This is a genomic window from Vibrio sp. 1731 (assembly GCF_033339955.1).
In the GTDB taxonomy this organism is placed as follows: domain Bacteria; phylum Pseudomonadota; class Gammaproteobacteria; order Enterobacterales; family Vibrionaceae; genus Vibrio; species Vibrio alginolyticus.
On the sequence record NZ_JAWOVO010000001.1, the window covers coordinates 115,309 to 142,277 of the forward strand.

The 26,969-nt window shown below is 44.3% G+C and carries 27 protein-coding genes; 12 read left to right on the forward strand and 15 right to left on the reverse strand.

The genetic code is table 11. The features are described from left to right. Positions 1-69: 69 nt before the first annotated feature. Together R7035_RS00470 and R7035_RS00475 are read right to left on the reverse strand one after the other, a co-directional pair. Positions 70-699, reverse strand: a complete 630-nt coding sequence (locus tag R7035_RS00470) for a DUF3306 domain-containing protein (protein WP_262651999.1) — start codon at positions 697-699, stop codon at positions 70-72. Beyond that, positions 689-1,153, reverse strand: a complete 465-nt coding sequence (locus R7035_RS00475) for a DUF3305 domain-containing protein (RefSeq protein ID WP_005377550.1) — start codon at positions 1,151-1,153, stop codon at positions 689-691. The genes R7035_RS00470 and R7035_RS00475 overlap by 11 nt, the downstream gene beginning before the upstream one ends. Positions 1,154-1,476: 323 nt before the next feature. On the opposite strand from R7035_RS00475, the gene R7035_RS00480 reads away from it, so the two are divergent. Further along, positions 1,477-2,301, forward strand: a complete 825-nt coding sequence (locus tag R7035_RS00480; RefSeq protein ID WP_017820681.1) for a formate dehydrogenase accessory sulfurtransferase FdhD — start codon at positions 1,477-1,479, stop codon at positions 2,299-2,301. A gap of 240 nt (positions 2,302-2,541) precedes the next feature. Here the strand turns inward: R7035_RS00480 and R7035_RS00485 are convergent, their stop codons facing one another. From R7035_RS00485 to R7035_RS00495, 3 genes are all read right to left on the reverse strand, one after another. Then, positions 2,542-4,134, reverse strand: a complete 1,593-nt coding sequence (locus R7035_RS00485; protein WP_025766654.1) for an ABC-F family ATPase — start codon at positions 4,132-4,134, stop codon at positions 2,542-2,544. Between the two features lie 216 nt (positions 4,135-4,350). Continuing rightward, the gene (locus R7035_RS00490; protein ID WP_005377562.1) at positions 4,351-6,390 is read right to left on the reverse strand and encodes a cache domain-containing protein; all 2,040 of its coding nucleotides are present in this window, start codon (positions 6,388-6,390) and stop codon (positions 4,351-4,353) included. Next, positions 6,380-7,831: a sigma-54-dependent transcriptional regulator gene (locus tag R7035_RS00495; protein ID WP_025766656.1), complete on the reverse strand. Its 1,452-nt coding sequence runs from the start codon at positions 7,829-7,831 to the stop codon at positions 6,380-6,382. The genes R7035_RS00490 and R7035_RS00495 overlap by 11 nt, the downstream gene beginning before the upstream one ends. Before the next feature lie 334 nt (positions 7,832-8,165). Between R7035_RS00495 and R7035_RS00500 the strand changes: the two genes are divergently transcribed. From R7035_RS00500 to R7035_RS00525, 6 genes are all read left to right on the forward strand, one after another. After that, on the forward strand, positions 8,166-8,984 hold the full coding sequence (locus R7035_RS00500) for a substrate-binding domain-containing protein (RefSeq protein ID WP_005389522.1): 819 nt from the start codon (positions 8,166-8,168) through the stop codon (positions 8,982-8,984). 6 nt (positions 8,985-8,990) lie between these two features. Then, the gene (locus R7035_RS00505) at positions 8,991-9,689 is read left to right on the forward strand and encodes an ABC transporter permease (RefSeq protein ID WP_005389524.1); all 699 of its coding nucleotides are present in this window, start codon (positions 8,991-8,993) and stop codon (positions 9,687-9,689) included. A gap of 50 nt (positions 9,690-9,739) precedes the next feature. Continuing rightward, complete coding sequence (locus R7035_RS00510) at positions 9,740-10,459, forward strand: energy-coupling factor ABC transporter ATP-binding protein (protein WP_017634914.1); 720 nt, start codon at positions 9,740-9,742, stop codon at positions 10,457-10,459. Beyond that, positions 10,437-11,024: a molybdenum cofactor guanylyltransferase MobA gene (gene mobA, locus R7035_RS00515; RefSeq protein ID WP_005389527.1), complete on the forward strand. Its 588-nt coding sequence runs from the start codon at positions 10,437-10,439 to the stop codon at positions 11,022-11,024. Before R7035_RS00510 ends, mobA begins: the two co-directional genes overlap by 23 nt. Further along, positions 11,021-12,799 carry a bifunctional molybdopterin-guanine dinucleotide biosynthesis adaptor protein MobB/molybdopterin molybdotransferase MoeA gene (locus tag R7035_RS00520; RefSeq protein WP_213901137.1) on the forward strand — a complete coding sequence of 593 codons (1,779 nt, stop codon included), beginning with the start codon at positions 11,021-11,023 and terminating at the stop codon, positions 12,797-12,799. The genes mobA and R7035_RS00520 overlap by 4 nt, the downstream gene beginning before the upstream one ends. A 76-nt stretch (positions 12,800-12,875) precedes the next feature. After that, the gene (locus tag R7035_RS00525; RefSeq protein ID WP_005377584.1) at positions 12,876-13,142 is read left to right on the forward strand and encodes a DUF2960 domain-containing protein; all 267 of its coding nucleotides are present in this window, start codon (positions 12,876-12,878) and stop codon (positions 13,140-13,142) included. A 236-nt stretch (positions 13,143-13,378) separates the two neighbouring features. Here the strand turns inward: R7035_RS00525 and nagK are convergent, their stop codons facing one another. Next, positions 13,379-14,287: an N-acetylglucosamine kinase gene (nagK, locus tag R7035_RS00530; RefSeq protein ID WP_005377586.1), complete on the reverse strand. Its 909-nt coding sequence runs from the start codon at positions 14,285-14,287 to the stop codon at positions 13,379-13,381. A gap of 174 nt (positions 14,288-14,461) precedes the next feature. Beyond that, a complete protein-coding gene (locus R7035_RS00535; RefSeq protein ID WP_021033873.1) occupies positions 14,462-15,211 on the reverse strand; it encodes a tRNA-uridine aminocarboxypropyltransferase in 750 nt (249 codons plus the stop codon). Between the two features lie 140 nt (positions 15,212-15,351). Between R7035_RS00535 and R7035_RS00540 the strand changes: the two genes are divergently transcribed. Continuing rightward, positions 15,352-16,167, forward strand: a complete 816-nt coding sequence (locus R7035_RS00540) for a sterol desaturase family protein (RefSeq protein WP_031777247.1) — start codon at positions 15,352-15,354, stop codon at positions 16,165-16,167. Between the two features lie 103 nt (positions 16,168-16,270). Here the strand turns inward: R7035_RS00540 and R7035_RS00545 are convergent, their stop codons facing one another. From R7035_RS00545 to R7035_RS00560, 4 genes are all read right to left on the reverse strand, one after another. Next, complete coding sequence (locus tag R7035_RS00545) at positions 16,271-16,489, reverse strand: hypothetical protein (RefSeq protein WP_005389537.1); 219 nt, start codon at positions 16,487-16,489, stop codon at positions 16,271-16,273. A gap of 48 nt (positions 16,490-16,537) precedes the next feature. Next, the gene (locus R7035_RS00550) at positions 16,538-16,918 is read right to left on the reverse strand and encodes a hypothetical protein (RefSeq protein WP_170890626.1); all 381 of its coding nucleotides are present in this window, start codon (positions 16,916-16,918) and stop codon (positions 16,538-16,540) included. Positions 16,919-17,116: 198 nt separating this feature from the next. Continuing rightward, the gene (locus R7035_RS00555; protein ID WP_053307087.1) at positions 17,117-17,530 is read right to left on the reverse strand and encodes an NUDIX hydrolase; all 414 of its coding nucleotides are present in this window, start codon (positions 17,528-17,530) and stop codon (positions 17,117-17,119) included. 283 nt (positions 17,531-17,813) lie between these two features. Then, positions 17,814-19,832 carry a methyl-accepting chemotaxis protein gene (locus R7035_RS00560; RefSeq protein ID WP_005377618.1) on the reverse strand — a complete coding sequence of 673 codons (2,019 nt, stop codon included), beginning with the start codon at positions 19,830-19,832 and terminating at the stop codon, positions 17,814-17,816. A 134-nt stretch (positions 19,833-19,966) separates the two neighbouring features. On the opposite strand from R7035_RS00560, the gene R7035_RS00565 reads away from it, so the two are divergent. Then, positions 19,967-20,461, forward strand: coding sequence for an NlpC/P60 family protein (locus R7035_RS00565; protein WP_005377619.1), 495 nt, complete (start codon positions 19,967-19,969; stop codon positions 20,459-20,461). A 44-nt stretch (positions 20,462-20,505) separates the two neighbouring features. On the opposite strand, the gene R7035_RS00570 is transcribed toward R7035_RS00565, so the two are convergent. The 3 genes from R7035_RS00570 to R7035_RS00580 all read right to left on the reverse strand — a co-directional run bounded on the left by R7035_RS00570 (position 20,506) and on the right by R7035_RS00580 (position 22,977). After that, complete coding sequence (locus tag R7035_RS00570) at positions 20,506-20,850, reverse strand: DUF3802 family protein (RefSeq protein WP_005377620.1); 345 nt, start codon at positions 20,848-20,850, stop codon at positions 20,506-20,508. 190 nt (positions 20,851-21,040) lie between these two features. Next, complete coding sequence (locus R7035_RS00575; protein ID WP_005377621.1) at positions 21,041-22,003, reverse strand: GGDEF domain-containing protein; 963 nt, start codon at positions 22,001-22,003, stop codon at positions 21,041-21,043. Continuing rightward, entirely contained in the window at positions 22,003-22,977 is a 975-nt protein-coding gene (locus R7035_RS00580) for a response regulator (RefSeq protein ID WP_021033872.1), read from the reverse strand. The genes R7035_RS00575 and R7035_RS00580 overlap by 1 nt, the downstream gene beginning before the upstream one ends. A 224-nt stretch (positions 22,978-23,201) precedes the next feature. Between R7035_RS00580 and R7035_RS00585 the strand changes: the two genes are divergently transcribed. After that, positions 23,202-24,068, forward strand: a complete 867-nt coding sequence (locus R7035_RS00585; RefSeq protein ID WP_005377623.1) for a fructosamine kinase family protein — start codon at positions 23,202-23,204, stop codon at positions 24,066-24,068. A 253-nt stretch (positions 24,069-24,321) separates the two neighbouring features. Next, entirely contained in the window at positions 24,322-24,516 is a 195-nt protein-coding gene (locus tag R7035_RS00590; protein WP_005377624.1) for a CPXCG motif-containing cysteine-rich protein, read from the forward strand. A 75-nt stretch (positions 24,517-24,591) separates the two neighbouring features. Here the strand turns inward: R7035_RS00590 and R7035_RS00595 are convergent, their stop codons facing one another. Next, positions 24,592-25,203, reverse strand: a complete 612-nt coding sequence (locus R7035_RS00595) for a riboflavin synthase (RefSeq protein ID WP_005377625.1) — start codon at positions 25,201-25,203, stop codon at positions 24,592-24,594. Positions 25,204-25,595: 392 nt separating this feature from the next. Here R7035_RS00595 and R7035_RS00600 point away from each other — a divergent pair, with 392 nt between their 5' ends. Next, complete coding sequence (locus R7035_RS00600; protein WP_005377626.1) at positions 25,596-26,966, forward strand: MATE family efflux transporter; 1,371 nt, start codon at positions 25,596-25,598, stop codon at positions 26,964-26,966. Positions 26,967-26,969 lie beyond the last annotated feature (3 nt).

Below are 26,969 nucleotides of genomic sequence, written 5' to 3' on the forward strand. Positions count from 1 at the left end.
GTAGGGATAAAAAAACCGGTTGAGACATTTTGTCTCAGCCGGCTAATTGAGTGTTTAGTCAAAATGTACCTATTCTTTGTGTGGTATATTTTGTCTCACCTCGTTAGGCTGTGATTCTTCAGCAAAAGTATCACTTTCGCCAGGAACTGTATTTATATACAGTTCATTTTCATCTTGAGTAATTTGGCCACTTTTGTCGGTGTTTGATTCTGCGTCTTCAACTACCTCAGATGCGATATCGTTAGCGTTAAGCTCAGACCCTTGCGCAGTTTCAGCGTCTGGTTCGTCTTCCACTTTGTCTTTAACCCAATCACGCAGCGTCTCAGCGACGTCTTGAGAAAGTGACTTTAAGTTACTGTAATCATCATCGTAATCGTCTAGGCCGTCACGCACGTTAAATTCTTCGGACAAGAACATTTTGCGCAGCGCAGCTTTCTTGACGCTTTCTGAGGCTTCAGAAACCAGCAGTTGCGCCACAGACATTTCTTCGGTTTTTTCAGTCTCTACACTCGCGGTAATGTCTGGAGCCTGACTATCCTCATTGACGTTCAAAGCATCTGAGCTTTCGTCAGCGTTTGAAAGCGCTGTGACACTATCTTTGGATTGCTCCGTCTCTGCTATCGGCGTGATCTCTTCATCATGTTGGGAAGATTCTTCTAGTTTACGTTTCGACCAACGGCTTAAAAAACTAGTTGCCATTTGCTCTGCCTGCTCCTTTGCGTTTCTTGCGTCTTACTTCTAACAACTCACCGTGACGACCAATAAAGGCTTCCATCCAAGCCTGAACGGCTAACGGCATATCGTTAGATAGTACAAGGTTATCACCATCCATATATTGCGCCGCAACAGATTGTGAAGCCGTCAGTAACTGTATCGCTGGTTTTTCACCAGACTCGACGTTATCCATCACTAAAAAGAGTTTAGGTTGCTGAGAGCTTAAGTTAAAACGGTAGTCTGTACGCTCGTCTTTATGTAATTGCAACGGACAAACATCTGGAGTCTCTTCCGTCGGATTCAGCGCAAATCCTGTCAACTGCCATTGGGTTGTCACCCAAATCCCTGTACTGATCTCATGCTCAACAAGCTCTACGCCGATTGGCCATGTATCCTCAGTCTTTTCGTAATTTTTTTCGAAATCTTTCTTATCCGACATAACTCACCCAGTCTTTCTATTTTTGGTCTGAAAACACACAGGACATTTTGCCCCCGTTTTCGACCATTTTTATTGTCTTCGAAGCAATAAACGCGCCAAGCTGATATAACTTAGTCTATATACTCCCTCAGGCTATAAGTACCAAACTAGACGAAACTCAAATGTATTGATGTGTCATTACTGCGAACTCGCAGTTTTAATGCATTGTTGACATAAAACCTCGCAATTTCTGTGGGAACCGCTATTTTGGAATGAGATTTGCTAGCCATTTAAAAAGCTAAAATGCGTAGCAACCTAACGCTCTTAATCACTAGGACACGACTGTGCTGAAACCAAATATTATTAAAACCAGTGAAAATCCCCTGCAAACCATTGAAGTCGATGTGTATGACGAGTACGGCGAAAAGCTCACGAAGCAAATCGCTTGCGAGCGTCCTCTTACGGTCATGCTGAACTGGAAAGAAGTGGTCACGCTCATGACGCTAGGTTCGCGTCCAGAAGCACTAGTACTGGGTTATTTAAAAAACCAAAGCTTCCTGTCCGATCCAGCCGCGATTGAATCCGTTATTATTGACTGGGAAACGCATTCCGCAGCGGTGATTACTAAAGAAAACACTGAGCACTTAGAAGGCGCCCTGAAAAAGAAAACCGTCACCTCAGGTTGTGGCCAAGGCACTATGTATGGCAACGTGATGAAGCAGCTTGAAAATTATCAAGTGCCTCAAGTTCCTCTTAAGCAGTCAGAAATTTATTCTGCGCTGGAAGCGTTAACTCATTACAACGACACCTACAAAAAAGCGGGCGCAGTACACGGCTGTGCGGTTTGCAAAGGTAATGAGGTGTTATCATTTGTGGAAGATGTCGGCCGTCACAACGCAGTGGATACACTTGCAGGTGAGATGTGGCTCAAAGAAGAAACAGGTGAAGATAAAATTTTCTACACAACTGGTCGCCTTACATCAGAGATGGTGATTAAAGTGGCTCAAATGGGCATTCCTGTTCTGCTTTCTCGCTCTGGCGTTACTCAAATGGGGTTAGATCTAGCGAAGCAATTTGGTATTACGACCATTGCGCGTGCGAAAGGTTTGCGCTTCCAAGTGTTTACAGGAGCCGACAAGGTTGAATTTGATGTAAAAGGCAACCAATAACACCTTTTCAGTGTAAACTAAAACCAATAATGCGGATTCACAGAGGATGTGGACTATGAATAATGACCAATTGTGGAATTTTCTGCTTACGCCCAGCGGTATCATGCTTTCTATGATTATTACCTTTGGCGTGGTCGGGATCTATGCGTATATAACCGGTCAGTTTAAGGATTAAGGCCAAACATCAAAAAAGCCTCGCTAAATAGCGAGGCTTTTGCTTTTTAAACGCTTTGCGAGTAATTACGCGTCAACGCCACGAGATTTTAGGAACTCAGAGTAAGTGCCTTTAAAGTCTGTGATTTTACCATCGCGGATTTCGATAATACGCGTTGCTAGTGAGTCTACGAATACACGGTCGTGAGAGACGAAGAACAACGTGCCTTTGTATTGCTCAAGCGCCGTGTTCAAAGATTCAATTGATTCCATGTCCATGTGGTTGGTTGGTTCGTCCATTAGCAACATGTTTGGCTTGTGCATCATTAGCTTACCAAGCAGCATACGACCTTGCTCACCACCAGACAGTACTTTTACTGACTTCTTAATGTCATCTTGACCAAACAGCATACGACCAAGGAAACCACGAACGACTTGCTCGTCATCACCTTCCTGACGCCATTGACCCATCCAATCCGTTAGATTCATATCTTCTGCAAAGTCATGCGCGTGGTCTTGCGCGTAGTAACCGATGTTTGCATTTTCAGACCATTTGAACTCACCCGCACGCGGTTCAAGTACACCAGCAAGCGTGTTTAGAAGTGTTGTTTTACCCACACCGTTCTCACCAATGATCGCAACGCGCTCTCCCACTTCAAAAATTGCATTGAAGTCTGAGAACAAGTCCTCTTCAAAACCTTGGCTCAGGTTTTCTACAATCAGAGCGTTACGGAACAGCTCTTTAGACTGTTCAAAACGAATGAATGGGTTTTGACGACTAGACGCTTTCACTTCGTCCAATTTGATCTTGTCGATTTGCTTCGCACGAGATGTCGCTTGTTTTGCTTTCGATGCGTTTGCAGAGAAACGCGCAACGAACGTTTGTAGCTCAGCGATTTGTGCTTTCTTCTTAGCGTTGTCGTTTAGTAGACGTTCGCGAGCTTGAGAAGCCGCCGTCATGTACTCGTCGTAGTTACCAGGGTAAACGCGTAGTTCACCGTAGTCCAAGTCAGCCATGTGTGTACATACTGAGTTTAGGAAGTGACGGTCGTGCGAAATGATGATCATTGTGCAGTTACGCGCGTTTAGCGTGTCTTCCAACCAACGAATTGTGTCCATGTCCAAGTTGTTGGTAGGTTCGTCAAGAAGCATCACATCTGGGTCTGCGAATAGAACCTGCGCTAGAAGCACACGAAGTTTCCAGCCTGGTGCTACTTCACTCATTAGACCGAAGTGTTGCTCCATTGGGATACCTACAGCAAGAAGAAGCTCGCCCGCTTTGGCTTCTGCCATGTAGCCGTCCATTTCAGCAAACTGAACTTCTAAGTCAGCCACTTTCATGCCGTCTTCTTCGCTCATTTCAGCAAGTGAGTAGATGCGGTCACGCTCTTTCTTCACTTCCCATAGCTCTTTATGACCCATGATAACGGTATCGATTACCGTAAATTCTTCGTAAGCGAACTGGTCCTGGTTCAGTTTTGCAACGCGCTCGTTTGGATCGTAGCTTACGTTACCACTGGTTTGCTCAAGCTCGCCGCTGAGGATCTTCATAAAGGTTGATTTACCACAACCGTTAGCTCCAATTAAGCCATAGCGATTGCCTTCGCCGAACTTAACTGAAATGTTTTCGAATAGCGGCTTAGCGCCGAATTGTTGAGTAATATTCGCTGTGGAGATCAAAACCTTTACCTTAGCAATTGGGGTGTATTTAGAAAAACCGGGCAACGGTACTTGTTCATGCTACATACTGCAAGTGTTGTTTTTATTAATTCACTCCAAGTAAAATCATTGTAAGGTTTCTAAGAAGCAAAAGCGCAAACATAAATGCGTCATTAAATACAAAAAAGAGCCACTATCGTCAGTGGCTCTTTTTCCATTAATACTTCAAAAAAGTGACTAAGCGATGTTCGTCACCTCTAGGATCAGTTCGGCTTTTTTAGGTAAATAAATACTGAATTTACTGCCTTTTCCCCATTCAGACTCTGCTTTTAACTCACCACCCGTTTGGCTGAGAATACTTTGGGAGACCGATAGCCCTAACCCTGTGCCTTCTCGTTTCGTTGTGTAAAATGGCGAGAAGATTCGACTCAAGTTTTCTGGTTTAATACCGCAGCCCTCATCGATAACATGAATCGCAGCTCCTTTCACTTCGCCCTCTTCAATCCAGTCTTCACTGACTACTGTTAAAGTTCCTTTACCGCTCATTGCGTGAATGGCATTCATTTGCAAATTAACTAAGATTTGTAGCAAGTGGTGACGGTTTATCTCAACGGACGTATGCGCTTGTAGGTCAGTCACAAACTCAACGTCGCGTTTCTTGGTGCCAGTTTTAACCAAGGTGATGCTTTCATCAATGATAGGATTGACATGTTGCCAAGTGATTTCATCTTGAACACCGCCTTGTCGACTGTATTGCAATAAACTGCGTGTGATATTGCGGATACGATCAATTTGCGCGTGAATCGCATCAATTTCTTCTTGTACTCGACTTGCATCGTCACCCAATTCAAAATGGATCAATTCTACGTTGCCAAGAATCACGGCGGTTGGGTTATTAATTTCGTGAGCAATCCCCGCGGTGAGTTCTCCCAATGCTGCCAGTTTTTCATGAACAACGAGTTTGTCGCGAGTTTGGTTAAGCAATTGAATATGCAGCTCAAGATCTTGGGTTTTTTCTCTCAGGCTTGCCGTACGCTCTTGAACTTTGCATTCAAGTTGAGCTGCGGAGTTTTTCAGTTCAATTTTGCGCTCTTCTAGCGCGTCTAACATATCATCAAACTGTCTGGCTAACTGCGCAAGTTCATGATCGGCATCTAATCCTAACGGGCCAATCCGTTTTTCTTTACCTTGTTGGACCTGCTTCACCACTTTGTGAATGCGTTCGATCGGTCGAAACAGATCATAAGAACCGCGATATACCATCACGCCAGAAACCAGCAATAACATAACCGTAATCAAGCTGATTTCGGCAATGTTGGTCATGTAGGCTTTAACGAATGGCCACATTAGGTAACCGGTATAAAGCATACCAATAACATTGTCGTATTGGTCTTTGATTGGTTGATACGCCGTAATATACCAAGCGTCATACACATATGCTCGGTCAACCCACTGTTCACCCTTCGAAAGTACTTGGTTATACACTTCTGCGCTCACGCGAGTGCCTATGGCGCGCCCTAGCCTATGATCGCTGTCTAAAGGAACGTTGGTGCTCACACGCAAATCATCGAGAAACACAGTCAACGTACCCACAGGGCGAAGGCGGTCATTATCACTTAAGTAAATGAGATCGCGGATTTGATCCACCAACACTGTACTGTTGTTAAGGAGCAAACCACCATCAAGAAAGCCGATCAAATCGTTCGCTTGGCTGTATACCGGAATCACGGTTCGACTGACTAACCCACGCGCCTCCCTGTCACCATCAGCAAGAATAGGCACTTCTGCTCGTTTGGCGAGTTCAGGATCGAGGCGTTCGAGTTCTTCTTTATTGAGTACATCAAAAAACGATTCGCGCTTGGTGAGATCCATAAAGCGGAATTTGTTTTCCATGGAATTAACGCGTTGGAAAGAGAGAAAATCTAAAGCATATCTTTTCTTCTGCTCTGTGACCCACTTTTGCAGGTCACCTTGTGGCGTTCCTTGATTAATGCGAATACGGAAATCGTACGAATCGGCAAACGCCCGCACGTAATTGGCTTGCTTTTGCTGTAACAACGTTACGCTGTTATTTGCAACACCAAGACGCTCCGAGACATCAAGCAGCGCATTTTGCCACGTGTAATGAATAGACCAATAAATGGTAATGCCGATCAGAGCTAACAACGTGAGGAAAATCGGCGCAGAGGTTAAGAATAACAAACGATAACGCACCATGGTTTTAAAACGGTGCGTCCATTTTGACAATCCTTTGTGCTGTGGGCCGTTAGTCGGCATATTCCTCATCCTCAGAATCCCATTCTTTGTATTTACGTTCTAAGGTCTTGCGAGCTACGCCCAAGTCGCGAGCAGCGGCTGATTTGTTGCCTTCGTGCAAGTTAACGACTTGTTTAATATGTGCTTTCTCGACTTCTTTTAACGTCCAGCTGTTTGGATAGCCCTCGCCAGTAAATTCTTTGCCTTCTTTAAAGGTTGGTAACTCAGCTGAGTGAGAAACAGTAATCGATACATTAGGCAGTGAATGCCCGCCATTCAGCTCTCGCCAATAGTGTGCAGGTGGTTTGCCAAGCAAGATACAACGCTCAATCAAGTTTTTCAGCTCACGAATGTTTCCTGGCCAATCGTACTCACTCATGGCTTCCATGTCCTCGTGCGCCCATTTGGGCGCGGGCATACCTAGCTCGCGCGTCAGCATGTTGCTGAAAAATGGCACCAACTCAAATAAGTCGGTTTTGCGCTCTCGCAGCGGACACACTTCAATTTTCAGAACGTTTAAACGGTAATAGAGGTCACTGCGGAAATTACCTTGATTGACCTCTTCTTGCAGGTTTCGGTTGGTTGCCGCTACGATACGGACATCAATACTGATCTCTCTTTCTGAACCGACAGGGCGAATCGTACGCTGCTCTAACACACGTAATAATGATGCCTGCATTGCAAGTGGCATCTCCCCGATTTCGTCAAGAAATAAGGTGCCACCGTTAGCAACACGGAACAAACCTTCACGCGATTTTTTTGCACCGGTAAACGCGCCCGATGTATGACCAAACAACTCACTTTCTAAAAGCTCTGGTGCAATCGCACCGCAGTTGATTGGCACAAACGGGCCCGTTCGCCCACTCGCCTGGTGGATACCTCGTGCAACTAGCTCTTTACCTGTACCCGACTCACCTTCCACCAAAACAGAAGCGCGTGATGGTGCAAATTGGTTAATAAGTTGCTTAAGCAGACGCGTTTTTTCTGAGCCGCCGATGATCTCTGAGGTATTGTGACGCTGGTAATCGCGTGTCATGGCGTACTGCATGCGTTCGTTCAAACGGCGATCCATACAGCGACTGACCGCTTTTAACATCTGCTCAAGGTTGAATGGTTTGAGGATAAAGTCGGAAGCACCGAGCTGTAGCGCTCGAATGGCAATTTCTAAATCCGCATAACCCGTCATAAAAATCACATCGGCACGTTTGTCATCATCTTCAAACGCTTCTTCCCACTCAATTCCAGAACGCCCTGGCAGATTAATATCCAGTAAGATCAGATCATAATGTCGAGAATTACGCAGTTGTTCTGCTTCTTCGATGCTACCAGCTGTATCGACATGTGAAAAAAGCTTACCCAATGCCTTTTTCAAGATGGCTTGCATGCCTAATTCATCATCGACGACCAGTACGGAAAAGGCGCTATATTGTTGGTTTGTACTAAGATGGGATTGAGTAGACATATTTACCCCAGATGGATTTCGATGGGACAGAGTGTACCAAGTTTAAACAGAGATACCCTACAAAAAGTGCGACATTTTGTACCAACGCAAACTTTTATGCAAATAACCCCATGATTTAGTGCATAAACCAAGCACTTTAAGCTTGTAAAAGGTTGGCATCTTGTTTGCTATAAGGTCGATACGGAGCGCATTTAAGTGATCTCAGGATGTTGATGTTTGCTTATTCCAACACCCTAAGACAACTTGCGTATTACGCTAATCGCTCTCGTCCAAAAAGGCTTCTCCCTAAAACCTGGAGAGATTCCAAAGAATCATTGGAAAGGAACACATAAAAATGAAAAAAATTGCGCTAACTCTGGCTGCAACGTCTATCACGCTTGTAAGTTACTCTGCGTTTTCTGCTCAAGACGGAGAACATGTTCGCCTTGCAACCACAACCAGTACTTACCATTCAGGTTTACTTGATTACCTGCTTCCACAATTTGAAAAAGACACGGGCTACAAAGTCGATGTTATTGCTGCAGGTACGGGTAAAGCCTTAAAAATGGGCGAAAACGGTGACGTAGATTTGGTGATGACACATGCACCAAAAGCTGAAGGCGCATTTGTTGAGAAAGGCTACGGCGTTTTACCTCGCAAGCTAATGTACAACGACTTTGTGATTGTAGGCCCGAAAGCTGACCCAGCAACAATCAAAAATGACGAAGGCGTGTTAGATGTATTCAAAGAGATCGCAAACAAAAACGCAACGTTCATCTCTCGCGGCGATGATTCTGGTACGCACAAAAAAGAAATGGGCTTCTGGGCTCAAACTAAAATCGAACCGAACTTTGGTGGCTACCGTAGCGTAGGTCAAGGTATGGGCCCAACTCTAAACATGGCGTCTGAAATGCAAGGCTACACCATGACGGACCGCGGCACATGGCTGGCTTACCAAAACAAATTGGATCTAGAAATTCTGTTCCAAGGCGATGAAAAACTGTTTAACCCGTACCAAGTTATTCTTGTTAACCCTGAGCGTTACCCAACGATCAACTATCAAGGTGCGAAGGCATTCAGTGATTGGTTGGTAAACCCTCGCGGACAGGAACTTATCAATGGTTTCCGCCTAAACGGTAAACAACTGTTTGTTGCGAATGCTGAGAGCAAATAACGCAATATGAATCTTGCTGATACAACACTGGAAGCGCTTCGCTTACTGGTGAATTTTGATGCAGACCTATGGGAGATCGTTGCGGTCTCCTTTAGTGTTTCTATCACGGCAATATCCCTAGTGGTATTGCCGGCTATTTTGATGTCCTTTGTACTGGCGTATACCGACTTTCGCGGTAAATGGTTTTTGTTGTCGATCGTAAATACGCTGCAAGCGGTCCCTACCGTGGTGATTGGCCTGTTGCTGTACATGTTGCTGTCGCGTGCTGGCCCTTGGGGAGACTGGCAAATGCTGTTCACTCAGAAGGCAATGATCTTCGGCCAAATGGTGATCTGCTTCCCTGTTTTGGTATCGATGATGCATGGTGCATTACAATCTAGCGACCGTCGTGCAGTGGAAACTGCCATCACGCTGGGCGTCTCCATTCCGCGCTTGGCAGCTACGATGATTTGGGAAACCCGCTTTCCTCTACTTGCGGCTATCATTGCAGGGTTTTCACGTATCGTGACCGAGGTGGGCTGCTCAATGATGGTTGGTGGTAACATTATGGGCGTGACGCGAAATATTCCCACGGCTATCGCAATGGAAAGCAGTAAAGGTGCTTTTGCGCAAGGAGTTGCATTAGGAATTGTATTACTATCTTTAGCGTTGGCTCTAAACTTCTTCTTATCAAGTATGAGAGGCAAAGGCTACCTCAGAACATAGAACATGAAGCAAACAAACGACTCACCATTAACCCCATGTCGAGGCGAATTATGACTATAAAAATCACCGCCGAACAGTTATCCATGCGCTTTAAAGAGCGTGTGCTTTTCCACATCCCTGAGTTAGCCATCGGCCCAAATGATGCCATTTATCTCAAGGGTGACAATGGTGTGGGCAAAACTACCCTACTCAAAATCCTTGCTGGCTTGCTCAAACCCTCTACTGGCGATGTTGTTGCGCCAAAAGATACGTGGCTGAAAAAACTGACGCGTCGCAATGGTCGTGTCGATGTGATTTATCTCCACCAATCCCCTTACCTTTTTGACGGCACTGTATATGAAAACGTAGTCTATGGAGTGAAATATCAACAAGACACGCAAAAAGATAAGCGAGCTCAAGTTATTCACGCGCTGCGCATGGTAGGTTTAGAAACCTTAGCGGACGAACATATTTCCGTGTTGTCCGGCGGTGAAAAACAGCGCGTTGCCATGGCAAGGGCTTGGATCTTAAAACCGTCGATTTTGTTGATGGATGAGCCAAGTGCGTCTTTAGACCAAGAATCCATTGAACGGTTGGTGGTGATGGCGAAAGATCTTTTGGATCGTGGTTCCAGTATCGTGGTGACAAGCCATCAGGCCAACGCACTGACCGACTTATGTAAAAAACAGTGGTGGATTAAAGACAAGACTTTGATAGAGTCTCCTCTGTTGTATGTCATACCAAAAGAAACATCCCAAGAGAATGCATATGCTTCAACCAACACAAACTAGTTGGGTCATTTTGGCTGGTGGCCAAGCCAGCCGTATGGGTGGAAAAGATAAAGGTCTGATTGAGTTAAATCAGAAGCCACTCATCGAGCACGTTATTGAACGTTTATCTCCACAAACTCCACGCATTTTAATTAATGCCAACCGAAACCAAGATGCGTACAGCAAATTTGGTTTCGTATTTAGTGATCAATTCAAAGATTTCCCTGGGCCTATGGGCGGTATTCACGCGGGTTTGATGCATTCTGAAACCGACTGGGTCGGATTTGTACCTTGCGATAGTCCACAAATTAACACCGACCTTGTCGAGCGTTTCTGCCAGGCCGTCAAAGAAGACAGCGATATTTTGGTCGCGCATGATGGTGACCATCAGCAACCTGTTTTTACGCTCTACCACAAGCGCGTACTGCCAAAACTCACCGCGTTTTTAGAACGTGGCGACCGCAAAATCATTCTGCTCTACAAAGAGTGCAACACCAGTTACGTTGACTTTAGCGACTCACCAAACTGTTTCGTCAACTTGAACACTCCGGAAGAACTGGCGCAATTTGGACAATTAGAATCATGAAACACACGCTAAACATTCCTATTCTTGGTTTTGCAGCTTATTCAGGCACAGGCAAAACCACGCTACTTGAAGCCCTATTGCCAAAGCTGACCGAAGCAGGTTTACGCATTGGCATGCTAAAACATGCGCACCACAACTTCGATGTCGATAAGCCGGGTAAAGACAGCTACCGTTTACGCAAAGCTGGCGCATCTCAAATGCTGATTGCTTCTCGCAACCGTTTTGCGTTAATGACAGAAACGCCAGAAGCCGAAGCGGAGTTTGAATACCTATTAACACGTTTTGATGAAGACATGCTTGATGTGGTTTTGGTCGAAGGCTGCAAAAACATCGCGTTTCCTAAAATTGAATTGCATCGTGAAGAAGTGGGTAAACCTTGGCTTTATCCAAACGATGAAAACATCATTGCTATCGCTTCCGACAGTGCGGAGTTAGATTCTGAGCTCCCTCAAATGAACATCAATGATTTGGATGCCATCGCTCAATTTGTTCTTCAATACGTTCAAGAAGCGAAAGCGCCAAAAAACAAAGAGAAAGAAGCCGCATGTTGCGACACACTTTCTCCTGCTTTCCTTTCTGTGGTTCAAGGCCAAGAGAAAATCCTTTCTTTGGTGAACACGGTTTCGGAAATAGAAGCATGCAAGATTGAAAACGCCTATGGCCGCGTTCTTGCGGAACATATCGTTTCACCAGTAAATGTGCCGCAATACACCAACTCCGCGATGGACGGTTATGCCATCCGCAGTGATGATGTTGACCGTGATAGCTACCAAGTGGTTGCTGAAGTGATGGCGGGCCATGCTTACGATCAGCCTCTGGAAGTTGGTCAAGCAGTTAAGATCATGACTGGCGCACCAACACCACGTAACGGCGATACAGTGGTCATGCGTGAGCAAGCCATTCAAGAAGGTGACAAGGTCACTTTTAACGGTGCGAATATCAAAGCAGGCCAAAACGTTCGTCAAGCAGGTGAAGATCTCGCTATCGGCAGTGACGTCTTTACCGCAGGCACTCGCCTCGCCTCTCCAGAAATGGGCATGATCGCTTCGCTTGGCTTTGGTGAAGCGAATGTATTCCGAAAATTGAAAGTTGCCGTGTTCTCCACCGGTGACGAAGTACAAGCGCCGGGAACAGAGCAAAAAGCGAATTCTATCTACGATTCCAACCGTTTTACCATCATGGGCATGCTTGAAAAGCTCGGCTGCGAGATCTTGGACTTCGGTATTCTGGAAGACAACGAACAGTTAATGATTGAAGCATTGGAAAACGCATCGGCGCAAGCGGACGTGGTTATGACTTCTGGTGGCGTATCCGTTGGTGATGCGGATTACATCAAACTTGCCTTGGATAAACTTGGTCAAATCGATTTTTGGCGAATCAACATGCGTCCGGGACGTCCATTAGCGTTTGGTCAAATCAACAACAAGCCGTTCTTTGGTCTGCCGGGCAACCCTGTTGCCGTGATGGTTTCATTCATCAACTTTGTTGAGCCTGCACTGCGTAAGATGCAAGGCGAACAAGGCTGGAAGCCTCTGAAAGTGAATGCCATCGCGACTGAAAACCTTCGCTCTCGCCAAGGTCGTACCGAGTTTAGCCGTGGCGTCTATGAACTGGATGCAACTGGCCGTTTAACCGTTCGTACAACAGGCAAGCAAGGCTCTGGTATTTTACGCTCAATGAGTGAGGCAAACTGTTTGATCGAAATCTCCCCAGCTATTGATACAGTAAAAGCGGGAGAAAGCGTGACAATTATCCCACTTCAAGGCAGAATCTAGCTCAAACTAGAAATTCAAAGGTCAGCGAGTCTGGCCTTTTTGTTTAATATACAGAAACCTTTTCAGAGAGACAGCTATGGCTCGCACCATTCTTTACACTTACAAAGACCAAGACAAAGAACTGACGTTCTCATACCAGCAACACCGCAACATTCAAGAAGCAGTTGCAGAAGCCGAAGGTATCGATATCACTGAGTTCCTAAAGATGGAGCAACAAATCGAAGCAGTGTCTGACACTAAAGCGGTGCGAAACTACCGCGACAACTACTTCAGAAAATTAGGCTTTAGCAAAATCACCCTAGCTCAAAAAGAAAACCTGGGCGTAGGCAAAAAGAACAAATAAGCTTAGCTGCAAACAGAAAACTCACGATTCGTCGTGAGTTTTTTATGCATGCTACTTTTGTTCATGATCCATACCCGAGCATACCGAAATTACTTAGGTATATGAGTTACTTGGGTATACAAGTTACTTCGGTATATAAGTTACTTCGGTATATAAGTAAAAGCCCCGTTTAACCTTGAAAGTCTAAACGGGGCTTTAAATTTCTTCTTACTTTATATCGAGTAAGGTTTAAGTCATTACTTGATGTTTAAGAACGCAGCGCCGCGTACACCACCTGAATCACCGTGTTTTGCTTTGATGATCTTAGGACACTTAGCCACAGACAATAAGTGTTTAGGGATGCGTTTTGGCATCTCTTCGTAAATCAATTCGAAGTTAGATAAGCCGCCACCAAGTACAACGGTGTGTGGGTCTGTTGCAGTAAACAGGTTTGCAAAGCAGATCGCTAGCAGCTCCATAAAGCGCTCGACGTGCTCTACTGCTTTCTCTTCACCCTCTGCGTGCGCTTTAATAATGTCGATCGCTTTCTTCTCTTCGCCGTAGTAATGCGCGTAAAGAAGCTCGAAACCACGACCAGATAGGTAACTATCTAAACAGCCTTTGTTGCCACAGCCACAACCCAGTAATGGTGCGTTTTCGCCTAGGTGGAACCATGCGTCGATAGGAAGACGTGTGTGACCCACCTCACCCGCTACGTGGTTGCGGCCAGAGAATACTTTGCCTTCGTAGATAAAGCCGCCACCAAAACCAGTACCAAGGATCAAACCTAGTACAGATGGTTCATCTTGAAGATCTTCGTCCCAGGCTTCAGAAAGCGCGAAACAGTTTGCATCGTTTTCAATTTTTACGCTGCGACCGATTTTAGCTTCTAGATCAGCACGAAGTGGTTTGCCTTTTGCCGCAGGAACGTTAACTGTTAGTACCGTTGCATCATCGGCGTCTTCCATACCTGGTAGGCCAAGACCAATCGTACCTTCGCAGCCAAACTCTGTATCGTATTTATTCACCAATTCCGCAATGGTATCAACCAGCAGCTCGTAGTTGTCTGTTGGTGTAGGTACACGTTCCGTCGCTACACGCTCAAGCTTCTCGTTAAATGCACCAAATTCAATTTTAGTGCCACCGACATCAAAGCCGTAATACATGTATTTCTCTCCTAAAAAATGCTTCAAACGACTCTCAAAATGGCTAGAGTCAAAAGTATAAACTGATGGCATTATCCATATCTGTACGCCTGCAAACCGTGACCGAATGCAGATTTATCCCCTCACCGAAGCCAGTTGAACAACATACCATCAACAAAAGCTCATTCCTTAGAGTCAGCTCTCGGTTTTCATCCACTCTTTGAAACGTTTCAAGTGTGGCTGGTTAGGGTCGTTTTTGACTCGAGTCTTGCTCAGCATGTAAGTTTCTCTGAAGGCTTCAAACCACAGTTGAAGGCATTCCGCAGCTTTCGGCTCACCAGCTTGTTTTAAAACTAATGTCGCGACTTCGGCGGTTGAAAGATGCTGCTCATTCTCGGAGCGGCGCATGATGTATTCAGACAGAGATTCCGGCTCAATGGAAAGCACAGGCAAAGATTTAAGAAAATCAGAACGACGGAATATCTTTCGTGCCTCACGCCAGCTACCATCAATAAAGATCAGCAACCATTTTTTGTTCTCGACATCTTCTTTTACCAATCGCCCTGGCTCTAGATCTTCAATTAAACGAGAGGGATCATCCACATAGTCTGCAGGAAATACAATCACTGGTTGGTAACTGTCATCCTGTAGTAGCGCTAGCATCTCTTCAGACGGTTCTGTTCGGTTCCATTGATACACGTAAGTCTCTTGAATCGTATCAGCGATTAGACGACCGGTATTACTTGGCTTAAACACTTCGTTTTCAGAAACAATCAACATACATGCAATATTGGCCTTGATGTTTGGCTGAAGGTCGCACAAACAGTGTTGCTCAGAAACCTGGCAATATTGGCAACGAACCACTTTACATCCACGCGCGTTGAAAGGCTTGGTTGAGATAGATTGTCGGTACTGATATAAACGGTGGAAAGCGTGAATTCTCATGGTAAGTAATGCCAAGTAAAAAGTAGAGCGCGATTCTACTGATATTATGGTTTCGCCTCAAGATAAGCCCATCAGCAGTGTGTTGAAATAATTTCACTCTTATCTCGGTCATAGATAAAGAAATAAATAAGGGAATGACAGTGACAGAAACGACATTTCAAGAACCCTCATGGCTCAGATTAGGCTTTTTCCTTGGCGTATTATTGCTTTGTGCCATTTGGGAGAACAAATTGCCTAGAAAAACACTGACCGCTTCGCGCAGGTTTCGCTGGGTCAATAACTTGTCATTGGTTGCTTTTAACAGCCTAGTTATTGCTTTAATCATGCCTATCGCCGCCTTTCAAGCTGCGGTCATAGCTCAGGAGCAACAATGGGGGCTGCTGAATATTCTGTCCCTCCCCGCTTGGTTAAATATTTTTCTAACCGTCATTTTGCTTGATTTCGTCATTTACGCTCAGCATGTTGTCTTTCATCATGTAAAACCGCTGTGGAAGATTCACCGAATGCATCACGCCGATCTCGACATAGACGTCACCACAGGCGCACGCTTTCATCCCTTCGAAATAATCATTTCAATGGGAGTAAAAATTGCAGCCGTGTTTATCTTAGGTGTTTCACCTATCGGAATTGTGGTATTTGAAATTGTGCTTAATGCGAGCGCGATGTTTAATCACAGTAATGCAAAACTGGCTTTATCTATGGACCAAAAACTGCGAAACGTCATCGTTACACCAGACATGCATCGCGTGCACCATTCAGTGATAGTAAAAGAGACCCACTCAAACTTTGGTTTTTTCCTTTCAGTTTGGGACCGCTTTTTTGGGACATACCGAGCTCAGCCTAAGTTGGGTCATGAAGATGTTGTTATTGGTGTGCCGGAAATTAGAGACGAAGAAGAGCAAAGATTAGATAAGCTGTTAACGCAGCCCTTTCGCTACAATAAAGAGAAGAAGTAATGGTTGAAAAAATATTGTTGGATGAAGTATGTCAACAAAACGAATAGACCAAGCCTAAACCCCTGTTAAACACTACTTCATCCTCATGATGTGTAAGAACAGATTAGTTTTCTGCTAGCTGACGCTTTTTGTTTAACTGAGTAATACCAACAAATAAACCAACAACACCAAGCACTGCACATGCCAAAGCATTGGTGTTCATTACTTGCTGTGCCTCTATTGAGCTGTATAGAAAAGCAAGGCTGAAGAAAGTGGTGGCAAAGCTCAAACCTGTCAGTACGCTGAAACCAGCAAAACTGGCCAAGTCTTTAAAATCGTTCATAACGAGTCCCTGTTTACAATCCTTAATCGAGTGTTGTGAAAATAATAATTAACGAAATATTTGGCGCGATTGACTATGTTTTCGCGCATTCCATAACCAGATAGATACCCCAAATGAGAACCCTAAAAACAGTGTCTTCATTTGTAGGGCGACGTTGTTATCTAATATTTCTAATGTATAGTGAGCGTGGGAACTAAAGATAACATTGGTTATAAGAATCAATAACATAACCACTAGGCCAGAGCGGCGATGCTTGACCAATAGATACGCTGCTAATAAGTCTAACAGCCCCAACGAGCTCCAATACATATTCAACCAGCGTGGCGCAAAATCGTAAGGTAAAAAGCCACCAACAATGTTGTCATAAAGATGAACCACTCCGCCAACTGTCATAAAAAGGCATAAGAGAAACACGACGAATTTTTCCATTACCGTTTCCTTATCTGAATGAATGAGCAAAGCATATAGAAGTCACTTAAACATTTGTAATCCCATCGCCATTTTTGAGATCGACAGTGCCATTATCAACACGATGAGAACAGTAACGGCTGCTCTACCTTCTTTATTTAGCATAGTGTTTGCTTTGTCATTGTCCCAAATCCGCCAATGCAACGACAGAATCCTCCTTTAAATCACGCCTTGGTTTATCAACTCTCGTACCTTTTCCAGCCCGCGCTGAAACACAGTATGTGCATTCGCGGGAAGGCCGCTCTCGACATCGTGCCAGAAGAACGCGAAATCATGTCCACCATCGTCTTGCGTATGAAACAGCCATGAATTAGCGAGGTCAGCACACTCACACAAAACAAAATGCCATACTTGATTTTGAAAGCCACTGTCCCATGAGCATAAATATCGTGCGGAACGAACATGTGTGATACCAGACTCCTCAGCGAGCTCCCGCTTGGCTGCTATGATGTAACTTTCATCAAACACTTCAACAGTGCCCTTGACGAGCTGAACACCCGCCAACGGATGTTTAAAAAGTAGGATCTCTTGATTTTGATTACGTAGAACGACGGGGCAAACTTTATCGATCACAAAACCACTCCTTCTTATGGTTCAAGCAAAAGGCTTTATCTTTCTCTGGATATAAAGAAATCGCATGAAGCTGCATGATTCATTCCTTTGAATTCTGGCGACATTCTAGTCAACGAGTCCCTCGAACAAAGCATTAACATCACGTTGTGATAACTAAACCCTTTAGAAATGAACGAGATGAGATGTAACTCACTTTTGCGATGCAAATAGGAGCCATTAAATGAGTAGCCGTAACAAAAAAGCAGAACCGAGGTTCTGCTTTTAGTCGGTGGAAACATCTCATTTACTTGGTCTGATGAAGCTCATACTTGTGCAGCATTGCTTGCTGGTGCCCAGCAATTTCCGCCACTTGCTCAGAACTCTCAACCATAGACTCAAGCTGCAGCTTTGTGCGTTCGCCAAGATCAGAAATATGTGTGATGGATTGAGATACATCTGCCGTCGCTCGTTCTTGTTCTTCTGTAGCAACTGAGATTTGCTCAACACGTTCTTGAATGTGCTTAACCGCGAGGTTGATATCAGAGAATGTCGATTTCACTTCATTGCTGGACTGTAGCGCGTGGGTCATTTCTTCTCTTGAATCATTAACTGCTTGGCGCGAGCGCTCTGCGGCAGTAATAAGCTCGCTCATCATTTCTCGGATGTTCGTAGTTTGTTGAGAGGTATCACTTGCAAGTTTGCGAACTTCATCAGCGACAACCGCAAATCCACGCCCTTGCTCACCAGCACGGGCAGCCTCTATTGCCGCGTTGAGAGCAAGTAAGTTGGTGTTGTCCGCGATCCCACTGATCATATCCACCATTTCACGAATCTGTTTAACACGCTGGTCTAGCTCTAACATTGACTGTTCATTTACATCCAAAGAGCTTTCTAATGACTCCAAACGTTCGCGGTTTTGTTCCACGACTTGAACCCCTTTTTCAGTGTGTTGGGTTGCAAGGAGCGAGTCCTGTGAAGATGCATTTGTCACCATTGCTATTTCACGAATAGAGGCTTCAAGCTGCGTTATGGTCGTGATCATACTCGACAACGCTTCATTTTGTGTTGCCAACCCATCACTTGTTTGTTCGGCTGCACTGTGACTTACTTCTGCCGTCTGATAAAGCGTTTCACAATTGCGCGTCACCGTTTGAATGGAGTCATGTGTGGAATCGATTACTTGATTCAACTTTCGTGCTACTTCTTTCAGCTCATAGGGGCCAACTTCTTCTGCCTTGTCACGAAAATCATGTTCGGTAAGTGCTGAAAGACGCGTTAGTACATTCCTTAACCCTCGGTTTGTCCATGACTTGAGACTAAACCAAGTAACCAGAATAATAAAAGAAATCACACACGCCGCAAACACGAGCACAACGCTCACCGATTCAATGGTCTCGTTGACCACCCGCTCCTTTTCATCGATCAACTGACCAGCGGTTTGGGAGATTTGATCAAGTAACCGCATGGTTTCATCCGCAAGCATCGAAGCCTGTTTAAACTCTGAACGTTGCAATTCCCCTTGTTCTAGTTTGGCGAGGATCAAACGCAGCACGCCCTTTTCACTAAAGCCTTGTTTCACCATCTCATATGGTGCGGTTAAGCTTGCATATTCACTTACTTCAGGATGGAAAGATTGGAAGTCTTCATAGGCGAGTTTAATACCTGCTATGCGATTTCGCATTTCTCGGTATTCTTTTTCGGCTTTGTTTAATTCTGAGTGCATCATCATGACTAAGAACGTACTTTCCATTGAGCTTGCAGAAGCAATGAAACGGTTAGCGGCATCGCTCGACTCAGGATTATCAGCACTAAGGAACGAACTGATTCGATTCATTTCCGGGCCGATAGAGCTAAGCCCATAGCGAAAACCACCAACAGCGGCATCAATATCCATTTGAATTTGTATCACCGAAGATTGCTTCAACAAAATGGACTGCGTGATGTTATGTAAACGCGCTAGTTTGGTGTCTAACTCCTCCGAGAGTTGCTGAGCTACACCAGACGCTTTCACAACCAAAGTTGTGCTTTGAGTTGCAAGAGAGTCGATTTGCTCTTTTATGAGAGGCAACTCTTTCGGCTCAGTAATCTGCATACCATGGTTGAGTAGCTTAACCATCTCCAATACATTCCTGGTTAACTTTGCGTTTGCCATCGCGATTGGTAATGCTTTTTGCGACAAGTCTTCAAATTGTTCCCCTACCTGTTCCATTCCTTTGAAACTTGAGACAGAAAGGGCTATAACAAGAGCAATGATAGTTAAAAATGTTGCACTGACAGCCTGAATCAGTGAAAGTGATGTGCGTGAGCGTTTTCGCTTTGCCATAATCAATTTTTATTCTTTCTTAAGGTTGAATCGGTTCTGCAGTGATTCCGTCACATTTGTGAGACAAAACCGTGATTTGCAGCCCATACTATGGATTGGTTATGACACTAATATTTCAGTTGTGAGTCATAGAGATGACAGGTGGTGATTTGCGTCGAGTATATTTTCCTTTGATAATCAGTGTGCTACTAAGCGCCTGCTCTTCTGGGCCTGAGCCTAGTGAGCAAGCTCAAGTGACAGCACCTACAAATCAGCTATTGTCGGACAACCCCGACTTGTTCGAGTTTTACACAGAGTGGCACGGCACGCCTTATCGCTTAGGCGGGACACAGAAATCTGGAATTGATTGCTCAGCATTTGTACAAAAAGCGTTTATTGAGGCTTATCAGCTCTCGTTACCAAGGACAACGAGGCAGCAATCAACGCAAGGTGTGGAGTTAAGTTGGACGGATGCCAAGCAAGGGGATCTAGTGTTTTTTAAAACAAGACGTACAACTTATCATGTCGGAATTTACTTGGGTAACAAGCAGTTCATGCATGCATCGACGTCTAGAGGTGTGATTATTTCAAGAATCGACAACCCATACTGGGCATCTAAGTTTTGGCAAATAAGAAGAGTTACAATGTAACTCTTCTTACTCTTAACCGGACATTGCTGTAAGTTAAAACAATATCAGTCGTAAGTCGCAACAGCATTATCGAACAGATTTTTGACCAGAGCGATGTATTCATCAAGGAACGTGATCTGTTCATTGGTCGCTTTTTTATGCCATACCCCAGCCAATATCTCACCAAGATCTTCAACAACTGCATCAGCCTCTTTCAACAATTTGAAACGTACGCTCGAGTGAAGTTCTGGATTTTGCTCAAAAATCGCCATGATGTTTGAAGCCACCATATCGGTGACAACATCTTCGATGCTTTCGGATCCAGTGTCGCCAATTTCGGTCGTAAAAATATCTAGATTTAGAGACAAGTGCTCGATAAGAGCGAGATATCCATCGGTTTCTAAAACCACTGTTTTTCTCCGTTTATTGCAAGCCTTCGAAGCTGAAAGCAGAATAGTTTCAATAGTAAGACATGCCGAGAAAATTTCATTAACTTATTTCATATTAACAAACATTCACGAACCAACTGGATGATTTTCAAACAATTGAGCTTTGCTTCACTGAATTCGGATACAGGGTTTCTTCAAACCTTTTTATATTTCAGCCATTTTCATGCAAACAGGTTTGGTTACGACCATTTTCTTTTGCACGATACAGCGCAGCATCGGCACTCTTTAACCATTGAGTGTGAGTTTCAAAATAAGGCTTATACTCGCAAACACCAATACTTATCGTGTAATTAATCAAAAAATCTTCCACTTTCACGATCTCTTGCTCAATTCTTTTGCGCAAACGCTCTGCGAAATAGCAAGCTTGCTCCTGGTTTGTGTGAGGAAGTAGTACGGTAAACTCTTCACCACCAAAACGACCGCAGATGTCACTGCTTCTTGCTGTTTTTCTCAACAAGGCAGAGGTTCGACGAATGACTTCGTCCCCTGTCGGGTGACCATAAGTATCATTCACCTTCTTAAAGTGGTCGATATCGAATATTACTAATGAGCATGGTCCGTCGATAACTTTTAAGTGAGCAAACTCATCTTTCAATGATTGCTCCCAATAAGCGCGATTAAATAAACCTGTTAAACCATCTTTGCGACTGATTTCCGACAAATGTTGATTTGTTTCTTTCAAATGAATGCGATTTCTCGCAGTTTCAGAAACATCATTGACTTGAATCGCTATGTGGCTGACCTCTCCTGAGAGCCCAATTAACGGCGTGATCACGATATCTTGATACATAAAATCACTGCTGTTTGAAACCGGAGAAAAATTGTTGAACTTAAAAAGATACGGTCGGTTTTCCCAGCTAGAAAAAGAACGAGTTTCCAGATCGGCGGCAGCTTTTATCTTGGTTTCTAGCCAAGTTCTTGGCAGCTCTTCAAAATGCTCAAATAAACATTCACCAAGAATTTCTTGTGATAGAATGCCACTGTATGACTGCATAAAACTGTTCCACACACACACTTTATACTCTTGATCCAAAACAATAAGCCCTGAATCCATCGTATCGAGAATTTGTGTGACCCAATGAAAGTCTGCTATGTCCAGCGTGATATCGGACATTAGATTAGCTCCATGATTTCATAGATTATTTCTACGGATGGCTTATCAATTAAAAACAGTACCTCGCACTCGAAATCGAGCGCTTCTGCCATGTAGGTGTATTCGATAGTAAAGAGCTCACCCAACTCGCCTTGCTCTTCACAATAAGGTGTTAAGGTATCCACAATGCCTGGCTGACGAAGTGAGAACTGCTTGTCGAGTTGATCGCCTAACGACGTGAGAAATGACGAAACCAGTAGGTTAGAGATATTCAAGATGATTTCATTATGAGGCGTAAACTCAAGGAGGTAACCTAATTTTTCCCCAATCTGATTGATATCCCTACCACGTAAGCACACCAGTGCCTCTCCGTGAATACCACCACCGACAAACCTCTGCGCTACCGCAACGGAACTGTCACGCCCAACCACATCAACCAGTGTCATATGAAGCTCGCCGTAGGACAACGGTCCAACATGAGGAACAGGAAGTTGGATGAACTCATGTAAATGGTCAGCCATAATCGCAGCCCCTTTACCAAGGGCAATGTTCGCAATTTCACGGAATTTGGCTAGTAAGGAAAGCTCTTCGCAACCCTGGTTTTTAGAATCAACCGAATGACTAGGTTTGAACGCATAATGCAGCCCTAATTGTTCGTATAGTGGGAGCACCTGCTCTTCTGTCAGAGGCTTAGCGATAAAAGCTTGAGCACCAAGATCGAGACAGCGCTGTTTTGCCTCTTGTTGAACATCTCCAGAAATAATGACGATTTTGGTCGGGTACTGACTAACAGGTAATGATTCGAGGACCTCAAAACCATCCATTATGGGCATCGTTAAATCGAGAAACAAAATATCGATATTTTGCTCAGCAAGAATATTAAGCGCCTCATAACCATCTTGCGCTTCAATAAGATGCAATGATGTATCTTGTACGATAGAACGCGCAATAAGCTTTCTTGCAACAGCTGAGTCATCACATATCAGTATTTTCATGCCACCAATGGAACTAACGTCAAAAAAATCATAATACCTGTTGTAAACGTTCATCTCCATATGCTAAGCCAACAAATCAGAGGCTTATAAGCGATTTGATTCACATTTATACAAATTGACTACACTAAGAGGAAGGTTTCTTTACTAAGTATGCTCAACATAGCGCCAACTCCCTGCTATTTATCCTAAACTATTGGTGGTCAAATAGATTCGCGAGGTTTTGTATGTGGCAAGCAATATCGCAACAGCTTTCTGATACTTTATTGTTCGATTACCAGATCACGGAAAAAGTAAGGCTGTCTGGTGGGGATATCAGTGAAAGCTACATGATCAATGATGGCGAGCAACGTTATTTTGTGAAAATTAACGATCGCGAGTTTTTGTCGAAATTTGAGGTAGAAGCTGAAAGCCTGCATCTTTTGCGTGAAACATCCACCCTATTTGTACCTGAGGTGGTATTGGTTGGTAAAACCAAAAATGCCTCATTCTTAATTCTTAACTACCTTCCAACGAAACCATTAGAAGATGGTCCCAACAGCTTTAAATTTGGGCAGCAATTAGCTCACCTACACCAGTGGGGCGAGCAAAAAGAGTTTGGTTTTGATACCGACAACTATCTTGGTTCGACTCTACAGCCCAACAAATGGCACAAGAAATGGTGTGTATTCTTTGCTGAGCAACGTATAGGATGGCAATTACAGCTCCTTAAAGAAAAAGGCGTCACCTTGGTTGATATCGATGACTTTATCGATGTCGTAAAACAGCGGCTAGCAAACCATGCTCCGGAACCTTCTTTGTTGCATGGCGATTTATGGAATGGAAATGCGGCACTCACTGCATTCGGTCCTATCTGTTACGATCCTGCGTGCTATTGGGGGGACAGGGAGTGTGATATTGCGATGACGGAGCTTTTTGGTGGATTTCAACCAGAATTTTATCAAGGCTACGAATCGGTTATGCCACTTTCTTCAAGCTATGAAGAGCGTAAAGATATCTATAACCTTTACCATGTTCTCAACCATTGTAATTTGTTTGGCGGCCATTACTTGGAACAGGCTCAACTGGTTATTAATAAAATCATTTCTTATTAATTTGGAAGCCACTGCATATTTCAATATGTAAAATCTCGAGGCACATCACTACAGAAGATCACCCTAAGCTCAAGGTTGAGTTTGGGGTCAAGTTTTGTACTTATTTCGACTCAATTAGCAACAACTCGACCTAATATCAAAGGAGACTTAACTTTGGATTGTGCCTATTTTCCTTGTAGGCAAAGTAAGTAAAGGGCTGTACTTCCTTGATGAATAGTGTGTTTAAAAGCCCTGCGAGATTAGGAGTTGTTGTATGAAAAATTATACCGAAAGGTATGTAAAGTGCCCGCATTGCGGACACTCTATCGGCATTACATTAGATGCAAGTAATGGTGACCAAGAGTTTTATGATGATTGCCCAGCTTGTTGCCACGCTATCCACCTAAATATGCGAGTGGATGAGTTACAAGATAAGGTCGAACTAATTATCGATGACAATTACGAATAACAGCTCGAGCATGTGAACATCAGAAATATAAAAACGCTTAAATGAAAAAGGAGCATTAGGCTCCTTTTTCTCATTCTAAAGCTGTTTTGCTGCAAGAACGCGCTCAACAGTATCAACAATTGCTTGAGTCTGAGGATCAAACTCAATATTAACACGCTCCCCTACTTGTCTCACTCCGAAAAGCGTTCGCTGCAAGGTTTCTGGAATTAGGTGTACCGAAAAACGACACGCTTCAACTTCACCAATAGTTAGCGAGCAGCCATCTAAACCAATGTAACCTTTCGCTAATACATATTTCATTGATTCTTGCGGCAGTTGAAACCAAATCGTGCGGTTATTGGGCGTATCGATGATATCGACAATATCTGCCGTCAAACTAATATGACCAGACATGCTATGCCCGCCTATTTCGTCACCAAACTTAGCCGCGCGCTCAATGTTTACGCTATCCCCTTCCACCAGCCGACCTAAATTAGTAAGAGCCAATGTCGCTTGCATTAAATCAAAACTGATAAGGTTGCCTTCGATCTTAGTCACAGTTAGACAACATCCGTTGTGTGCAACGGATGCACCAATTTCTAACCCTTTACAAAGTTCATCGCTTAACTCGACAACGTGCGTTTGAAAGCGTTCTTTTTTATCAATTTTAACGACCTTCGCCGTACCCTGAACTATTCCTGTAAACATTTCTTTTTACCTATTGATTTCATACCAACTGTAGTTGAAGACTAAGCCTTAAACACTGCGCTACGGGCCGGAAATAAAGACCGCAGACGATAAAGCAACGGCTTAATGAACACTGGTCTGCTCTCATGCATGTTTCAACATTACCATGATTCGCTGCTGTTCTCAGTAAAAGCGTATCCTTAGCGTGGAGAGCGTCCAGTCAGTGTTATCGACTATTCACTACCTAGCTATGGAATATAAACATACAATTGTTTATCATTTGCGCGGAGTTTCTCCGAGGCATTTTTTCACCTTATCGTGACTAAAATCAACCATCAGATCCGTTCACCACATCTTTTGCCCTCGAGTACTCTCATTCTTTCAACTTATTGTTCCGCTCTGGAGTATTTTTCGTGCATCGCTATAAAGAAGAAGCATCAAGTCTTATCAAATTGGCGACCCCGGTATTGATCGCATCTGTCGCTCAAACTGGTATGGGGTTTGTTGATACCGTAATGGCTGGCGGCGTTAGCGCCACCGACATGGCTGCGGTTTCTGTCGCTTCAAGTATTTGGCTACCATCCATTTTGTTTGGGGTGGGTTTATTAATGGCATTGGTCCCTGTTGTCGCACAGTTAAATGGCTCTGGTCGTCGAGTGAAAATACCGTTTGAAATTCAGCAAGGCGTCGTTTTGGCATTGCTGATCAGTGTGCCGATAATTGCAGTCCTGCTCCAAACCCAGTTTATTCTCGGGCTGATGGATGTTGAAGCACTGATGGCTGAAAAAACGGTGGGATACATTCATGCCGTTATATTAGCAGTACCCGCTTTTTTACTTTTCCAAACGCTTAGAAGCTTTACGGATGGTATGTCATTGACGAAACCGGCAATGGTTATTGGCTTTATCGGTTTGCTGCTCAACATTCCTCTAAACTGGATTTTCGTGTACGGCAAGTTTGGTGCACCTGAATTAGGCGGTGTTGGCTGTGGTGTAGCAACCACGATTGTTTACTGGGTCATGTTTGCCATGCTATTGCTGTATGTGATGACATCAGAGCGATTGAAAAGCATCAACCTATTTGGAGAATGGCATCGCCCACAATGGAAAGCGCAAGTTCGTCTATTCAAGCTCGGCTTTCCTGTTGCAGCAGCGCTGTTTTTTGAAGTGACATTGTTTGCTGTTGTTGCACTGCTCGTTTCACCACTGGGTCCTATCATTGTGGCAGCGCATCAAGTCGCGATTAACTTCTCCTCGTTGGTATTTATGCTACCAATGAGTATTGGTGCAGCAGTAAGCATTCGTGTCGGCCATCGACTTGGTGAAGAAAACGTAGATGGCGCGCGCGTAGCGTCACGAGTCGGCATTATGGTTGGTCTAGCATTGTCCGTTCTCACAGCGATTTTAACCGTCTTGTCTCGTGAGTGGATCGCCGAGCTTTATACTAGCAACCCAGAGGTAATCACTCTAGCGATGCACCTGCTCGTGTTTGCCGCTGTTTATCAATGTACGGATGCGGTTCAAGTGATCGCAGCTGGTGCATTACGCGGCTATAAAGACATGCGAGCCATCTTCAACCGTACTTTTATTGCTTATTGGATTCTTGGGCTCCCAATTGGTTACGTCCTTGGCCGTACAGACTGGATTGTTGAGCCAATGGGAGCACAAGGCTTCTGGCTTGGTTTTATCATCGGCCTATCTTCTGCTGCCTTTATGTTAGGCGTCAGAATGCGTTGGATGCATCGCCAAGAGCCAGAAGTGCAATTGAACTTTTCAGTTCAATAAAAA

Coding starts and splice junctions, on each gene's coding strand:
- R7035_RS00470 (WP_262651999.1), bottom strand. CDS start 699: ATGGCAACTAGTTTTTTAAGCCGTTGGTCGAAACGTAAACTAGAAGAA.
- R7035_RS00475 (WP_005377550.1), bottom strand. CDS start 1,153: ATGTCGGATAAGAAAGATTTCGAAAAAAATTACGAAAAGACTGAGGAT.
- R7035_RS00490 (WP_005377562.1), bottom strand. CDS start 6,390: ATGCCGACTAACGGCCCACAGCACAAAGGATTGTCAAAATGGACGCAC.
- R7035_RS00495 (WP_025766656.1), bottom strand. CDS start 7,831: ATGTCTACTCAATCCCATCTTAGTACAAACCAACAATATAGCGCCTTT.
- R7035_RS00500 (WP_005389522.1), top strand. CDS start 8,166: ATGAAAAAAATTGCGCTAACTCTGGCTGCAACGTCTATCACGCTTGTA.
- R7035_RS00505 (WP_005389524.1), top strand. CDS start 8,991: ATGAATCTTGCTGATACAACACTGGAAGCGCTTCGCTTACTGGTGAAT.
- R7035_RS00510 (WP_017634914.1), top strand. CDS start 9,740: ATGACTATAAAAATCACCGCCGAACAGTTATCCATGCGCTTTAAAGAG.
- mobA (WP_005389527.1), top strand. CDS start 10,437: ATGCTTCAACCAACACAAACTAGTTGGGTCATTTTGGCTGGTGGCCAA.
- R7035_RS00520 (WP_213901137.1), top strand. CDS start 11,021: ATGAAACACACGCTAAACATTCCTATTCTTGGTTTTGCAGCTTATTCA.
- R7035_RS00525 (WP_005377584.1), top strand. CDS start 12,876: ATGGCTCGCACCATTCTTTACACTTACAAAGACCAAGACAAAGAACTG.
- nagK (WP_005377586.1), bottom strand. CDS start 14,287: ATGTATTACGGCTTTGATGTCGGTGGCACTAAAATTGAATTTGGTGCA.
- R7035_RS00535 (WP_021033873.1), bottom strand. CDS start 15,211: ATGAGAATTCACGCTTTCCACCGTTTATATCAGTACCGACAATCTATC.
- R7035_RS00545 (WP_005389537.1), bottom strand. CDS start 16,489: ATGAACGATTTTAAAGACTTGGCCAGTTTTGCTGGTTTCAGCGTACTG.
- R7035_RS00550 (WP_170890626.1), bottom strand. CDS start 16,918: ATGGAAAAATTCGTCGTGTTTCTCTTATGCCTTTTTATGACAGTTGGC.
- R7035_RS00560 (WP_005377618.1), bottom strand. CDS start 19,832: ATGGCAAAGCGAAAACGCTCACGCACATCACTTTCACTGATTCAGGCT.
- R7035_RS00565 (WP_005377619.1), top strand. CDS start 19,967: ATGACAGGTGGTGATTTGCGTCGAGTATATTTTCCTTTGATAATCAGT.
- R7035_RS00575 (WP_005377621.1), bottom strand. CDS start 22,003: ATGTCCGATATCACGCTGGACATAGCAGACTTTCATTGGGTCACACAA.
- R7035_RS00580 (WP_021033872.1), bottom strand. CDS start 22,977: ATGAAAATACTGATATGTGATGACTCAGCTGTTGCAAGAAAGCTTATT.
- R7035_RS00585 (WP_005377623.1), top strand. CDS start 23,202: ATGTGGCAAGCAATATCGCAACAGCTTTCTGATACTTTATTGTTCGAT.
- R7035_RS00590 (WP_005377624.1), top strand. CDS start 24,322: ATGAAAAATTATACCGAAAGGTATGTAAAGTGCCCGCATTGCGGACAC.
- R7035_RS00595 (WP_005377625.1), bottom strand. CDS start 25,203: ATGTTTACAGGAATAGTTCAGGGTACGGCGAAGGTCGTTAAAATTGAT.